This is a genomic window from Paenibacillus sp. FSL F4-0236 (assembly GCF_038000135.1).
GTDB lineage: Bacteria > Bacillota > Bacilli > Paenibacillales > Paenibacillaceae > Paenibacillus_AQ.
Genome location: NZ_JBBOBK010000001.1, coordinates 911,101 through 925,002 on the forward strand (window position 1 = coordinate 911,101; position 13,902 = coordinate 925,002).

Consider the following 13,902-nt stretch of genomic DNA (forward strand, 5'->3'; position numbering starts at 1 on the left):
GAACCATTACTGTGGAACTGAAGGGTACTAAAAATGAATTACAAATGTTCTTAAATGACCTATATGCTCCGCTGGATAGTCGATTTACTTCTGGATGTGCAGGAATCGATATGGGAGCTACAGGATCAATATACAATGAAGCTACCGCACTTATGGAAGCCTTCGCTCGTCCGTTATGGGGGCTTGTTCCCCATGCCAGCGGGGGAGGGGAGAGTGCGCTTTGGCCGAAGTTCCTCGAGGGGATCGTCAATGGGACTGACCCTGAACATGAAGAATACTGGGGTGAATTCTCAACCAAAGACCAGCGTATGGTGGAACAAGCTGTGCTGGGACTGGGGCTTGCTCTTGCGCCGCATAAGCTGTGGGAGCCGCTGAGTGATGTTCAGAAAATGCAGGTATATAACTGGTTGAACCAGATCAATCATGTGGATCGTTCGAACCCGAATAACTGGCTGATGTTCACGGTTCTTGTGAATGTGGGCTTTAAGAAAGTCGGATTGCCCTACGATCAAGAGATAATGAATCATTATTTGGAGAAGATTGATACCTATTACTTGAGTGATGGCTGGTATTCCGACGGGCTGACCGATCAGAGAGACTATTATATTGCTTTTGCTATGCATTATTATACGCTGATATATGCTAAATTGATGGCGGATGATGATCCTCAGAGGGCTGCAGTTTACCGGGAAAGATCCGCGCAATTTGCCAAAGATTTTATGTATTGGTTTGCTGAGGACGGAAGTGCGATTCCTTTCGGACGTAGTCTGACCTATCGTTTTGCGCAGGTCTCTTTCTGGAGTGCGCTGGTGTATGCCGAGGTCCTTCCTTTTTCATATGGCGTTCTCAAAGGAATTATAATGCGTCATTTTCGTTGGTGGTTTGAGAAGCCTATTATGGGAATAGACGGATTACTAAGTATCGGATATGCTTACCCGAATCTGGTAATGACGGAGAACTACAATGCCCCCGGATCACCGTATTGGGCCTTTAAAGCTATGCTTATTCTTGCCTTGCCGGACGATCATCCTTTTTGGCAAGCGGAAGAAGAACCACTGCCTGTATTGAAAGAGATGTTACCACTCGAAGAGGCACGTATGCTGGTGAGTCGTCCGGAAGGAAATAAGCATGTTATTGCCTATACCTCTGGTCAGATGGCTAACTTTGATATGGCCCATAGCGCAGCTAAATATTCCAAGTTTGCTTACTCCACGCTGTTCGGATTCAGTGTGCCGAAGGCGGGTTATGGCTTAGTTCAAGGCGCTTACGACTCTACGTTAGCATTGTGTGAATGCGATGAACATTACCGGGTACGCAGATTCTGCGAGACGTGGGAAATTGGAGAGAATTATGTATATTCACGCTGGCATCCCTGGAGCGATGTACATGTGAAGACATGGATTATTCCAGCGGGTCTGTGGCATGTCCGTATTCACAGCATTCACAGTGCCCGGTGTCTCGACGTAGCGGAGGGTGGATTTGCCATTGGCCAGTCTGCTGGCTTCTCACGCAGTGATCGGGAAACCATTCATGTATCTAACACTGCTGTCTCGGTGCAATTGCCCTGGGGAATCAGTGCCATACATATGCTAAGCGGTTTTGACCGGGGAGAATGCGTGCTACCCGAACCGAATACTAATCTGCTGAAGCCTCGGACGTTTCTTCCGAGCTTGATCTCCAGACTGGAGCCGGGAGATCAGGTACTGATATCTGCTGTCTTTGGAGCAACGAATACTCCGGAGAATCAGGAGAGTCTGTCATCACCGCCGATTATTCAGCAGCAGTCGGACGGAAGGATTGTTATCTACGATCCTCGTAACCATGCAGTGCTTCATACGGTTGATTTATTGGAAAGGAGAGACAAAGATGTGGACAACGGCAATTGAGGATGCTATTCGTAAGATCAAGAGTAATATCGCGGGCCATCCGGGTAAACTGCCTCATATCGCAGAGGGGCAACAATACGAATGGGGAGACAATGACGATTGGATAGAGGGATTTTACGTTGGCATGATGTGGCTTGCTTATGAATATAGCAAAGATTCATTCTATAAGGAGGCGGCAGCTTCTTGGTTAGAAGACTTTAAGCATCGTTTGGATCATCACATCGCCCTGGACCATCATGATATTGGCTTTTTGTACTCACTGACTGCAGTAGCAGAGTGGAAAATAACAGGCAGCGAAGAGGCCCGAGCTGTCGGTCTACAGGCTGCGGATACTCTATGCAAGCGCTGGCGTGAAAACGCTGGAATCCTTCAGGCCTGGGGTTTAGAGAGTGACCCCGAGAATGCGGGACGTATCATTATTGACTGCTTGATGAATTTGCCTCTGCTGTTCTGGGCTGCGGAGGAAGCGGGAGACAATCGCTATTATGATATTGCACTCGAACATGCGTTAAAGAGCCGGAAATTTCTTGTGCGTGGGGATGCTTCCTCTTATCATACTTTTTACTTTGATCCAGCTACAGGAAGTGCAATTCGTGGAGGAACACATCAAGGCTATGAGGATGGATCGACCTGGACACGTGGTCAAGCGTGGGGAATATACGGATTTGCCCTGGCTTATCGTTATACACGAGAGGAAGACTTCCTTAATACTTCTAAAAGTCTGGCTCATTACTTTATCAGCCATCTTCCAGAGGATAATGTGGCGTATTGGGATTTTGATGTGCCGGTGGAAGCGAGTACCCCTCGCGACAGCTCGGCTTCAGCCATTGCGGCTTCCGGTCTTTTGGAGCTGCTGGATCTTCTGGACGCAGATGACCCGGACCGCGCTATTTATGAAGCAGCCTTACTCCGCAGCATGAAATCCTTAGTAGAACATTATGCGACATCTGGAAATCCGGAGGCGGAGGGGCTTCTAAAGCATGGCTCCTATCATGTCAGAGGCGGACGTGTGCCTGATGGCTATATGATTTGGGGAGATTATTATTATTTAGAAGCATTGATCCGCATGCAGACCGGAATCCGAGGATATTGGTAGTAGGATGAATGGAACAACGGTCCATTCACGTAGTGACCACAACGAGCGTCAACATACATCCTAATCTGCAAATAAAGGGAGAGTTCCACAGCCATTTCATGGCTTGTGGGACTCTCCCTTTTTGTGATGTGCGTGTATTTATTCTCCATACAACATTCCTGTCTATATGAACTGATTATGTATTTGGATGTTGTGTGGATTCCCGAATGATCAGATGGGTAGGAAGGAGAATTTCTATAAAAGGCTCCTCGGGATGATCAATGCGCCAGAAGAGTTGTTCTATAGCTTTTCGTCCAAAGTAAGACAAATCTACATCCATCGTTGTAGTCAAAGGAGTTGTTATCCGTGATAACTGTCCATTATCAAAGCTCACAATAGATACATCTTGGGGGATCTGATACCCAAGCTTGTACATCACGGAATTGATCAAGAACCCAAAGCCGTCATTGACACAGAACCAAGCTGTAGGCTGCTTATCCAACTTTTGTACAGCGTTGAACACATCATCCATTTCTTCAATGGCACAATCGAACACCCATATTGGGTTGTATTCAATTGCAGATTGGTATAGAGCCAGGCGATAACCTTCTAAACGCTCGTAATAGCTTGGTGAGAATTGAATATTGCCGATGAAGCCAATACGGGTATGTCCCAATTCAATTAAATGCTGCACCGCTGTATAAGCGGCATAACGATTATTGGTGAGAATACTATCGGCCTTAAGATCAGGGTGATGGTGGTCAATTAACACGGTGGGAATCCCTGTGCCCGTCACTGCTTGAATATATGGGGTCGTAATATGGGACAGAATCAAGATTCCTTCTACGGAAGGATCAAATAATATAGGAGGCAGAATCAATTGTTCGGAAGCGTGATGATCAATAGATTGAATAACCATACGCTTATTTCGCTTCGCTGCTTCCTTCTCAATACTCAAATAAATTTCTCCAAAAAAGTTACGTTTGGAAAATGCAAATTCTGATGCCAAAATGACAAAGGTTCCAGCTTCTTCTTCTGTGCTTTTGCGCCCTCGCGAATAGGTGTAACCCATTTCATTCGCAGTATCGATAATTAATTGTCTCGTTTCCTCACTCACACCGTCTTTACCGGACAGAGCCTGAGAAACAGAGTTCTTCGATATATTCAATCGATCGGCGATATCTTGCATTGTTACCTTCACCTTCATGCGAAGATACGTCCTTTCTAATTAGAAGTGTAATGAATATTCTTCCATACTGTCTCTCATAATACTAAAGATTATGCTGTAAAACTACATTACAACTATAAATTATTTTAACATTACAAACCATTTTAGTAAAGTTAATTTGTAATGTGATTAATTGTGTCTTTTTCATTAATACTCGAATAACAGGTTGACATTTTCGTTAAAAACCATAATAATAGCAAATGTAACGCTTACAAAGTCGCTTACAGGTATATGTTTATCTTATTTTGTAACGTTACAAAATCATATCTAGGAATTACAAAATGCTGCACTGATGTGCATCGATACTCAGGGAGGGTTTATTTTATGAAGAAGAAGCTTTCAGTAATGCTTGCACTTACGCTTGTATTCACGATTCTTGCCGGTTGTGGATCGAAGAGCAGTAATTCAGGCACTTCAGCAGATGGAGTAACAACTATTGAGTTCTGGGCTGCACCTAACCCGACTCAACAAGCATATTGGCAGAAAATCGCCAAAGAGTATGAGACTGTTAACCCTAAGGTGAAAATTAACGTAAGTGCCATCAAGGAGTCCCCTACTTCTGAGGCAAGTATCCAAGCCGCAATCGCAGGTGGAAGCGCTCCGACGATGACTGAGAATATTAGCCGTGGTTTTGCAGCACAACTTGCGAACAGCAAGGCGTTAGTTCCATTGGATACGATTGCTGGCTTCAATGATATTGTGACAAAACGTAATATGACCAAAACGATTGAGCCTTGGGAATTTGCCGATGGCCATCAATATGTTCTTCCAATCTACTCGAATGCGATGATGTTCGGATGGAGAACGGATATCTTGAAAGAAGCTGGTGTGAACGAAATTCCGAGAACATACAGTGAAGTGATTGACGCAACGAAAAAATTAAAAGCAAAATACCCGGATAAATATCTTTGGGCGAAACCAGACTTAGCAGATCCTACATCATGGAAAAGATGGTTCGACTTCTTTATGTTGTACAATGCAGCATCTGATGGTAACAAATTCATTGAGGGTAGCCAATTTGTTGGCGATGAAAAAGCTGGTGTAGACGTACTTTCTTACGTGGACAATCTTCGTAAGGAGAAAGGGCTCTTGACTCAGAACGTAACGGAACCTTTCGAAAATGGCGTGGGTGTATTTACGGATGTCGGTCCTTGGACATTTAACATGTGGGCTGAGAAATATCCGGAGCTTGAGTACAAAAAGAACTTTGAAGTCACATTGCCTCCTGTTCCGGACGGTATGGATCCAGCAAATGCGAAAACTTTTGCGGATGCTAAAGGAATTGTTATCTATGCATCGGCAAGTCCAGAGCAACAGGCTGCTGCAATAGAATTCATCAAGTGGGTATACTCGGATGTTCAAAACGATGTTGCCTTTTTCCAAGAAACGAACTTGCCTCCAGCACGTGATGATGTAGGTACGAATGAAGCATTTAAACCTGTATTTGAAAAAACGCCTGTATTGCAAGAGTATGCAAAAGCAATCCCGAATGCTGTTCCATCCATGGACAATCCGAAATTCAACGAATTGCAAACCTTTATTGGTCAAGAGGCCTTTAACAAAATCGTTCGTGGTGAGATTGATCCAAAAACGGGTTGGGACAATATGAAGAAGGCGATTGAAGGGGAACTTCAATAATGATTGAAAAAAATAATAATCGGTTAGGCTGGCTTTTTGCCAGCCCTTACCTTATTTTTTCGACTGTGTTTTTCTTGGGCCCGCTTATTTGGTCTCTATATTTGTCTTTTACTAACTGGGACTTGATTTCACCAACTTATGATTTTGTAGGATTCAAGAACTTTACCAAAGCATTAGGCACACCAGGGGTAAGATCGGCATTTTGGGTAACGTACAAATTTATGATCGTATTTGTACCGATTGTCACAGCCATGTCGCTTTTTGTAGCGGTAATTGTAAAAGGCTTACCTAAATTAAAAACCGTATTTCTTATTGGATTCTTCTTGCCTTACCTATCCTCAGGGGTTGTTGCATCCCTTATTGTTAAAGGTTTTTTGTCACATACAAGTCCTGTTCAGACGTTTCTAAGGGATCGGTTAGGTCTTGATATTGACTGGCTCGGCGGATCTTTCTCGGCATTGTTCGTCGTTGCGATGATTATGGCTTGGAAATTTACAGGTTACTATGCGTTAATTCTTACTTCAGGTTTAGAAAGCATTGATCAGGAAGTATATGAAGCAGCGGCAATTGATGGCGTGAAGGACAGCCAAAGGTTCTGGAAAATTACGTTGCCTTTGCTTTACCCTGCGATTTATACAACCTTAATTTTATCCTTTGGTGCAACATTCGGTATCTTTACTGAGGTCTACCAATTAACAGGCGGCGGACCGAACTATGCAACGAATACATGGCAAATGGAAATATACAGTCAAGCATTTAAGAACCTGCAGGCAGGTTACGCATCAGCTATCGCGATTATGGCTGCGGTTGCGACATTTATATCTATATTCGTAATCCGAAAAATTCTGGAAATGTGGGGTAAGCGCAATGGTTGGGTCTAATTCAAACATCAAGCTCCGGCTGTCGATCCGCTATCTGATTGCGATCGTACTGCTCGTGATTATGGTATTCCCCTATTTATATATGGTATTGAACTCACTTGCAGATTGGTCACAGGTAGACCGGAAGCTGATACCGACGAAATTTACGCTGCGCTCGTATCAATGGCTCTTTACAGGTGGTGAGACCGGGATTACAAGACCATGGATTCACGCCTTCTTTAACAGTGTGTTCGTTTCCCTGGTATCTACAGCCTTAATGATGATGTTCGCGATTATGGTCGCTTATGCGTTGGCGAAGCTGAAATTCCGCGGGAGAGACTCTATTAACAACTTTGTGTTGTTTCATATGTTCTTTCCGGCAATCATTCTGATCATCCCTAACTTTTTGATTATTCAAAAAGTAGGACTGTTCGATACGTATTGGGCGCTCATTATTCCCAAGGCGATGAGTTTATGGGGGATCTTCATGTACACCAACTTCTTTAAGGCGGTACCCGACGCTTTCATTGAAGCTGCCAAGCTGGATGGGGCATCCGATTTCAAAATCCTGTATAAGATTATGATGCCGATGTCGAAGTCCATTACGACCGTTGTATTCCTATTCCTGCTAATGGAACGCTGGACAGAGCTCCTATGGGATATGATCGTCGTCCGAAGTGACGGCATGTTAACATTGAACGTTTTATTATCTCAGATGTTCGGTCCGTATCAATCGTATCCGGGTCCGATGTATGCCGGTGCAGTGATGCTCACCTTGCCAATCATTATTTTGTTCATTATTTTCGGCAAGAAGTTCCAGGAAGGCATGCAATTTAACTTGAAATAGGTCTGCACAGGAGGGGTTATCGGTTGGAACAGCCGTGGTGGAAAGGGACGGTATTCTATGAAGTGTATATGCCAAGCTTCTGTGATAGTAACGGGGATGGGATTGGTGATTTCGGCGGTCTTACTTCCAAGCTGGATTATTTGCGGGAACTTGGCATCGGAGGGATTTGGCTAACGCCGTACTATAAGTCTCCAAAAGTAGATAACGGGTATGACATTGCAGATTATTGTCAGATTGATCCAGACTTTGGAACGATGGAAGATTTCGAACGGTTTATTCAGGAAGCGAAGGCTCGCGGGATCAGAGTGATTGCCGATCTTGTCCTGAATCATACATCTTCAGAGCATGCATGGTTCAAGGAATCCCGATCTTCAAGGACGAACCCGAAGCGGGATTGGTACATTTGGAAGGACGCTGTGAACGGCGGCGTACCTAATAACTGGGAATCATTTTTTGGTGGAACCGCGTGGGAATGGGATGCTGCAACTGAACAGTATTACTATCATGGGTTTGCGAAAGAACAGGTCGATTTGAACTGGGCGAATCCCGAAGTTAAAGAAGCGATGAAGGATATTATGGCTTATTGGCTAGGCAAAGGCGTAAGTGGCTTCCGGTTAGATGTTATCAACTTCTTATCGGTGTCCGATCAATTCCCGGATAACCCGATGGATGAAGTAACGGGTGAGCAGAAGCATGTACATGATCAGAATCAAGATGGAATTATGGATGCTATCGAGGAAATTAGCAGGTTTGTTCATGCGCATAGCGGAATGTTCATGGTAGGTGAAGTCGGCTCTGAAGATATGGACATGCTGAAGCGTTACAGCGGAACGGGTAAGTTTGATGTGGTCTTTAATTTCAATCTGGGAAGCCAAAAGGAATTTAGTCCAGAGAATTTGTTCGCCGAGCTTAAGACGATGGAGAAGGTGCACCGTACAGATCAGATTCCAACGTTATTCTTCGGTAGTCATGATATGGACCGCGTAATTTCGCGTTTTGGTGAAGGGGACGCGGAGATTGAGGAAGAACGGGCCCGCCTTATGGCAACGTTGGCCTTGACCGCAAAAGGGGTACCTTTCTTATATTTCGGTGAAGAGATTGGGATGCGGAATTTCGTAGCCCATAAGCTGGAAGATATGCGGGACATCCAAGGATTGAAGGCATATGAAATCGCACTACAGCGGGGGATAACCCGGGCGGAAGCCCTGAAAATTGCGAATGCAAAGGGAAGAGATGCGTCTCGCTCACCAATGCAATGGAACGCAAGTCCACATGGCGGGTTTACGTCAGGAACACCATGGATTGGCATGGGCCCAAATTATCAACAATTAAACGTGGAGTCCGAATGCAATCAACCGAATTCATTATTACATTATTATAAAAAGCTTCTCCACTTGCGCAATACACAGGATGTATTTCAATTCGGGGATTATGACGTACTGGAACGCAGAGGCAATCTTATTTTATATGTAAGAACATTGAAAGAAACCAATACCAGAGCGCTCGTAGCCTTGAATTACGATAATCAGAGCATACAGATTGATCCTAGTGAGCTGCTGGATGGGCAAGCAACTAATATATTATCAAGCCGCCGAGACATAGTGAGCGGTACAGACTTGGTAACTCTGTTGCCGAATGAAGCCGCAATATGGATGCGTGCGCCGCTATTATTTGACTAGAGAGGAACTTTATTATTATGAAACTGCTCAAGAATGCTGTGAAGACATGTGAACAACTGCTCATGGAATACGCGATGAAAGATGTATCCGTAACCAATACACAGAAATTAACATTCACAGGTGTAGATCATAAAGATGTCTACAATATTACAGCTCCATTCCAAGATGAGGGTGAGTGGGTGATTGCGGGTCGGGTTGAATCCCGTGACAGCGAGCATTCCGATGTCGTTTTTTTTGTCGAACGTGATGGACAATGGGTACCCCGTGAAGGAGCGCCTACCCTTGAACTTCAAGATCCTTTTTTCACGAAAATTAATGGCGAATTGATAGTTGGAGGCGTTCAAATTTATCCGCATCCGGTAAAGGCTGATGCCTTAATGTGGCGTACAGTATTCTACCGCGGGAAGAACATCGCGAGCTTAGAACCCTTCTTTAAAGGACCGGATGGCATGAAAGATCTGCGCCTAGTGGATCTGAAAGATAGCATCGGAGTACTGACCCGCCCTCAAGGAGATAAAGGAGGACGCGGTAAAATCGGCTTTACCCGCATTGCATCGTTAGAAGCGTTATCCATTCCATTGATCGAAGAAACACCGTTATTGGATGGACAGTTTGTTGATGAAGAGTGGGGCGGTGCGAATGAAGCACACTTGCTAAAGAACGGACTGCTCGGTGTTCTTGGGCATATCGCATCTTTTGATGATTCGGGCGATCGTCACTATTACCCGATGGTATTCGCTATCGATCCGGCAACAGGTGAGTACTCGGATATTCAATTAATCGCTGTACGCAATCAGTTCTTGCCAGGCGTTGCCAAACGTCCTGATTTGGAGGATGTCGTGTTCAGCGGCGGGCTCGTACGTCATGAGGACGGTACAGCTAATATATATGCAGGAATCAGCGATGCGGAAGCACAACGAGCAACAATCCCTGATCCTTTTGCTCAATTTGAAATTTTATAAGTATGAAATCCATTTGGTTAAGGGAGTTATTACAACATGAAAATCTATCGTTATGAACAAAATCCACTTATTACACCGGCGGACGTTAAGCCGTATCACGATGACTTTGAAGTGATTGGTGCATTTAATGCCGGTATTGCTAGCTATAATGGTGAAATATTAATGTTTCTCCGTGTAGCAGAACGCCCAATTAGCAAGGATCCAAAAATTGTGAAAGCTCCGATTTATAATCCGGAGACCAATGAATTGGATATTTTGGATCTGAATACAGATGATGAGCGCTTCGACTTCTCTGATCCGCGTGTGATTAAGAATAAATCCGCTAGTGCTACATTTCAGTACTTGACTTCATTATCTTATATCCGAATCGCTCGAAGTAAGGATGGACATCATTTTACGGTGGATGAGAAGCCATTTGTGTACCCTTCCAATTCACTGGAGACCTTCGGGGTAGAAGATCCTCGGGTAACCCAAATTGGGGATACCTACTATATTTATTTCTCGGCAGTCTCCCCTGTGGGCGTTGGAGAATCGCTGGTATCAACTAAAGATTTCGTGAATGTAACTCACCACGGCATGATCTTTGGGCCGGATAATAAAGACGTATTGATTTTCCCAGAGAAAATTAACGGCAAATATTATGCATTGCACCGTCCAACAACGAAAAGTACGGGAGATCCGGAAATATGGATCGCAGAATCGGACAACTTATTATATTGGGGTAACCATAAGCATCTGATCGGTTTGCGTGAGGGGATGTGGGATAGCGGCCGGATTGGCGGCGGTGCGGTTCCATTCAAGACCGAGAAAGGCTGGCTGGAGCTGTATCATGGAGCCACGCTGGAACATCGTTATTGCATGGGAGCAGTTTTGTTAGATCTAAATGACCCCTCGAAGGTGATTGCGCGCTCCAATGCTCCTATCATGGAGCCGGAAGCGGATTATGAGAAGAACGGATTCTTCGGCGATGTTGTATTCTCTTGCGGTGCACTCGTGGAAGGCGATGTTGTTAAAATGTATTACGGAGTCGCGGATACATCAATGGCTTGCGCAGAACTTAGTGTACAAGAAATTTTAGATAGCTTGATATACGTATAACAATAAAACGTCAAAACCGAAGTGGTTTTGGCGTTTTAATTTGGGAGAGAGGATGAAGAGAATGAACATTAAATTAACTGAAAACTGGAAACTTCGTGATTTTCATGTGGGGGAAGCCCGGGATCTTGAAGTTGCATCGCCAGAGTTTATTGATTATTTCTGGATGACCACCTCAGTGCCCGGTGACATCCATACGACGCTTCGGGAGAAAGGCATTATTGATGATCCTTTCTTTGGCCACCAAGATCAGAAATGCCGTTGGATTGAAGAAAAGGTATGGTGGTATCGTACGGTCTTTTCATACGATTCTGATCTTAAACCTGGTGAGAAGATGGAGCTATTATTCGAAGGGTTAGATACCTATGCAACCGTATATCTCAACGGTGTGGAGCTTGGATCAACAGATAATATGTTCATTAGCCATTCATTTGATGTAACCCGTGAATTAAATAAAGGGAAAAATACGCTTGCCGTAAAATTTGATCCTATTCATGTACACGCTGGCGATAAAGTCCAATATTATTGGTCGGGCTATAGTAAGAAGCGGATTTGGACACGTAAAGCGCAGAGTCATTTTGGCTGGGACTGGGGTCCGCGTCTGGTCTGTGCAGGCATATGGAAAGAGGTACAGTTGATCAAACGGCGTCATGCACATTTAGATCATGTGTTTGCCCGTACAACTTCGATAGAGGGTCAAGTAGGTGTTGTTGATGTGGATTTATGCGCACATGCCTTTGATCGCGGATGTTCGTATACGGCGCGTGTGGAACTATTAGACGGGACGGAGCGTGTTACGGAAGCGAATGTCGCTTTGGACAGAGCTTCAGGGATTGCAGTTGACGGGGCGATTACAGCGCGTACGCTTCATCATTCAGTTACCTTGCAGGTTATGGATCCAAAGTTATGGTGGACCCATGATCTAGGAACGCCTTTCTTATATCATCTACGCGTTACGTTATTTGCTGATGGGGAGCAAATAGATACCTATGAGCAGCCATTTGGGATTCGAAAGATCGAATTGATGCAGCTGGATGAAGAAGGGCACCATGCTTTCACTTTTGTATTGAACGGCGTAAAAGTTTTTGCTAAAGGTGCTAATTGGATTCCTATTGATAGCTTTATTGCGACCGTGCCAGACAGCCGCTATGCACATCTGCTTCAGATGGCCAAGGATGCCAATATGAATATGATTCGTGCTTGGGGTGGAGGCATTTATGAGCGGGATATTTTCTTTGACGAATGTGATCGGTTAGGAATTTTAATCTGGCAGGACTTCATGTTCGCTTGTGCACTGTATCCAGATTACAATCGTAATTTCATGAATAATGTTCACCGCGAAATTGAGCAGGTCGTAAAACGTCTTCGCAGTCGTACGAGCCTTGCTCTATGGTGTGGGAATAACGAGAATGATTGGTTGTATGAGGCACTGTCCTCTAACGGCGAGATCACACATCCCTTTTATGGAGAAAAAATTTATCATGAGCTCATGCCTGCAGTACTAGAGCAACTCGATCCCACACGAACGTTTTGGCCTAGCTCGCCTTTTGGCGGCAATGATCACAATTCACGTGATGTGGGCGATACCCATAACTGGCAAGTTTGGCATGGGAATAATGAGCCGCGACAGTTTGGTGAACCGCAGACACAGGATTATAGTGTTGAAGGGATATCGTTCAAACGATTCAAGTCAGATTTCACGAAATTCGCCAGTGAATTCGGGCTGCATGCCGCTTCCAATCGTTACACCCTAGCAAAGAACATGCCGGACAATCAGTTCTATTGGGATAGCGATGAAATGAAGTATCGTAATAAAGATGTCCATTATCCTAAGGGCATTATGCTCATGGAAGGTTATACAGGAGTTCCAAAGGATATCAAAGAATATATTCAATTCTCGATGCTGACCCAGGCAGAGGGATTGAGGTATGGCATTGAGCATTACCGCCGTAATAAGCCGGATACAAGCGGGGCTTTATTCTGGCAGTTCAATGATTGCTGGCCGGGAACAAGCTGGTCTGTTATCGATTATTATGGTTTACCAAAGGCGAGCTACCACTATGCGCGTAAATTCTTTGCACCGGTACTCTTATGTGTGGATCATGATCCGAATGGACTGCTGCAGTTATGGGCTCTCAATGATCGCCGCGAAGCTTATCAGGATGAGGCGGAATTAACGATCTATCGGATGGATGGTACAATTGTATATCAGCGTGCATTCGACGTTACCGTTGATTCGAACAGTAAAGTTAATTTTGCCAAGTTAACTGAAGCTGAGGTACTGCAGCAACATAGCGCTTGCGAGGTTGTGGTCGTACTTCGTTCGAAGAAACGGTTAACAGAAGATTATGTACTCTATTTAAGAGACTATAAGGATATGGATTATCAACCCGCACATGTTCAGATCTCCGTGGATGAAGCGAAAGGACATATCCACTTGATCTCAGATCGCGTTGCCCGGATGGTGATGATCGAACTAGATGCACCCTGGGTGATTATGGACGATAATTTCTTTGATCTGATTCCGGGTGAGGAGAAGACGGTTCGTGTGCATCATGTGGATGCCGGGGCACTGCCTTGGGAGACTTTACGTGTAACGGCAATGAATGATGCGGGTTAACAAAAACTTGGA

Annotated in this window: 10 protein-coding genes; 9 read left to right on the top strand and 1 reads right to left on the bottom strand. The window is 44.6% G+C overall.

Features of this window, described 5'->3' with window-relative positions; genetic code table 11:
- Positions 1 to 11 precede the first annotated feature (11 nt).
- Positions 12 to 1,886: a DUF2264 domain-containing protein gene (locus NSQ29_RS04120; protein ID WP_340972000.1), complete on the top strand. Its 1,875-nt coding sequence runs from the start codon at positions 12 to 14 to the stop codon at positions 1,884 to 1,886.
- Entirely contained in the window at positions 1,867 to 2,982 is a 1,116-nt protein-coding gene (locus tag NSQ29_RS04125; RefSeq protein ID WP_341124425.1) for a glycoside hydrolase family 88 protein, read from the top strand. The genes NSQ29_RS04120 and NSQ29_RS04125 overlap by 20 nt, the downstream gene beginning before the upstream one ends.
- Before the next feature lie 175 nt (positions 2,983 to 3,157).
- Here NSQ29_RS04125 and NSQ29_RS04130 read toward each other — a convergent pair whose 3' ends face one another.
- The gene (locus NSQ29_RS04130) at positions 3,158 to 4,168 is read right to left on the bottom strand and encodes a LacI family DNA-binding transcriptional regulator (RefSeq protein WP_341124426.1); all 1,011 of its coding nucleotides are present in this window, start codon (positions 4,166 to 4,168) and stop codon (positions 3,158 to 3,160) included.
- Between the two features lie 345 nt (positions 4,169 to 4,513).
- Between NSQ29_RS04130 and NSQ29_RS04135 the strand changes: the two genes are divergently transcribed.
- From NSQ29_RS04135 to NSQ29_RS04165, 7 genes are all read left to right on the top strand, one after another.
- Positions 4,514 to 5,827 (top strand): ABC transporter substrate-binding protein, encoded by a 1,314-nt coding sequence (locus tag NSQ29_RS04135; protein WP_341124427.1) that lies wholly within the window; start codon positions 4,514 to 4,516, stop codon positions 5,825 to 5,827.
- A 2-nt stretch (positions 5,828 to 5,829) separates the two neighbouring features.
- Positions 5,830 to 6,708, top strand: coding sequence for a carbohydrate ABC transporter permease (locus NSQ29_RS04140; protein ID WP_188114673.1), 879 nt, complete (start codon positions 5,830 to 5,832; stop codon positions 6,706 to 6,708).
- Positions 6,695 to 7,534: a carbohydrate ABC transporter permease gene (locus tag NSQ29_RS04145; RefSeq protein WP_076284699.1), complete on the top strand. Its 840-nt coding sequence runs from the start codon at positions 6,695 to 6,697 to the stop codon at positions 7,532 to 7,534. The genes NSQ29_RS04140 and NSQ29_RS04145 overlap by 14 nt, the downstream gene beginning before the upstream one ends.
- Positions 7,535 to 7,557: 23 nt before the next feature.
- A complete protein-coding gene (locus NSQ29_RS04150) occupies positions 7,558 to 9,213 on the top strand; it encodes an alpha-glucosidase (protein WP_341124428.1) in 1,656 nt (551 codons plus the stop codon).
- Positions 9,214 to 9,230: 17 nt separating this feature from the next.
- Positions 9,231 to 10,175 carry an MTP-1 family protein gene (locus NSQ29_RS04155; protein ID WP_076284698.1) on the top strand — a complete coding sequence of 315 codons (945 nt, stop codon included), beginning with the start codon at positions 9,231 to 9,233 and terminating at the stop codon, positions 10,173 to 10,175.
- A 36-nt stretch (positions 10,176 to 10,211) separates the two neighbouring features.
- Entirely contained in the window at positions 10,212 to 11,273 is a 1,062-nt protein-coding gene (locus NSQ29_RS04160; protein ID WP_042190695.1) for a BtaManbiosPhlase, read from the top strand.
- Positions 11,274 to 11,340: 67 nt separating this feature from the next.
- On the top strand, positions 11,341 to 13,890 hold the full coding sequence (locus tag NSQ29_RS04165; RefSeq protein WP_341126728.1) for a beta-mannosidase: 2,550 nt from the start codon (positions 11,341 to 11,343) through the stop codon (positions 13,888 to 13,890).
- The last annotated feature ends 12 nt before the right edge of the window (positions 13,891 to 13,902 follow it).

Excerpts from the sequence above, each read along its gene's own strand:
- NSQ29_RS04125 (WP_341124425.1), top strand. The coding sequence starts at position 1,867 with ATGTGGACAACGGCAATTGAGGATGCTATTCGTAAGATCAAGAGTAAT.
- NSQ29_RS04130 (WP_341124426.1), bottom strand. The coding sequence starts at position 4,168 with ATGAAGGTGAAGGTAACAATGCAAGATATCGCCGATCGATTGAATATA.
- NSQ29_RS04135 (WP_341124427.1), top strand. The coding sequence starts at position 4,514 with ATGAAGAAGAAGCTTTCAGTAATGCTTGCACTTACGCTTGTATTCACG.
- NSQ29_RS04145 (WP_076284699.1), top strand. The coding sequence starts at position 6,695 with ATGGTTGGGTCTAATTCAAACATCAAGCTCCGGCTGTCGATCCGCTAT.
- NSQ29_RS04155 (WP_076284698.1), top strand. The coding sequence starts at position 9,231 with ATGAAACTGCTCAAGAATGCTGTGAAGACATGTGAACAACTGCTCATG.
- NSQ29_RS04160 (WP_042190695.1), top strand. The coding sequence starts at position 10,212 with ATGAAAATCTATCGTTATGAACAAAATCCACTTATTACACCGGCGGAC.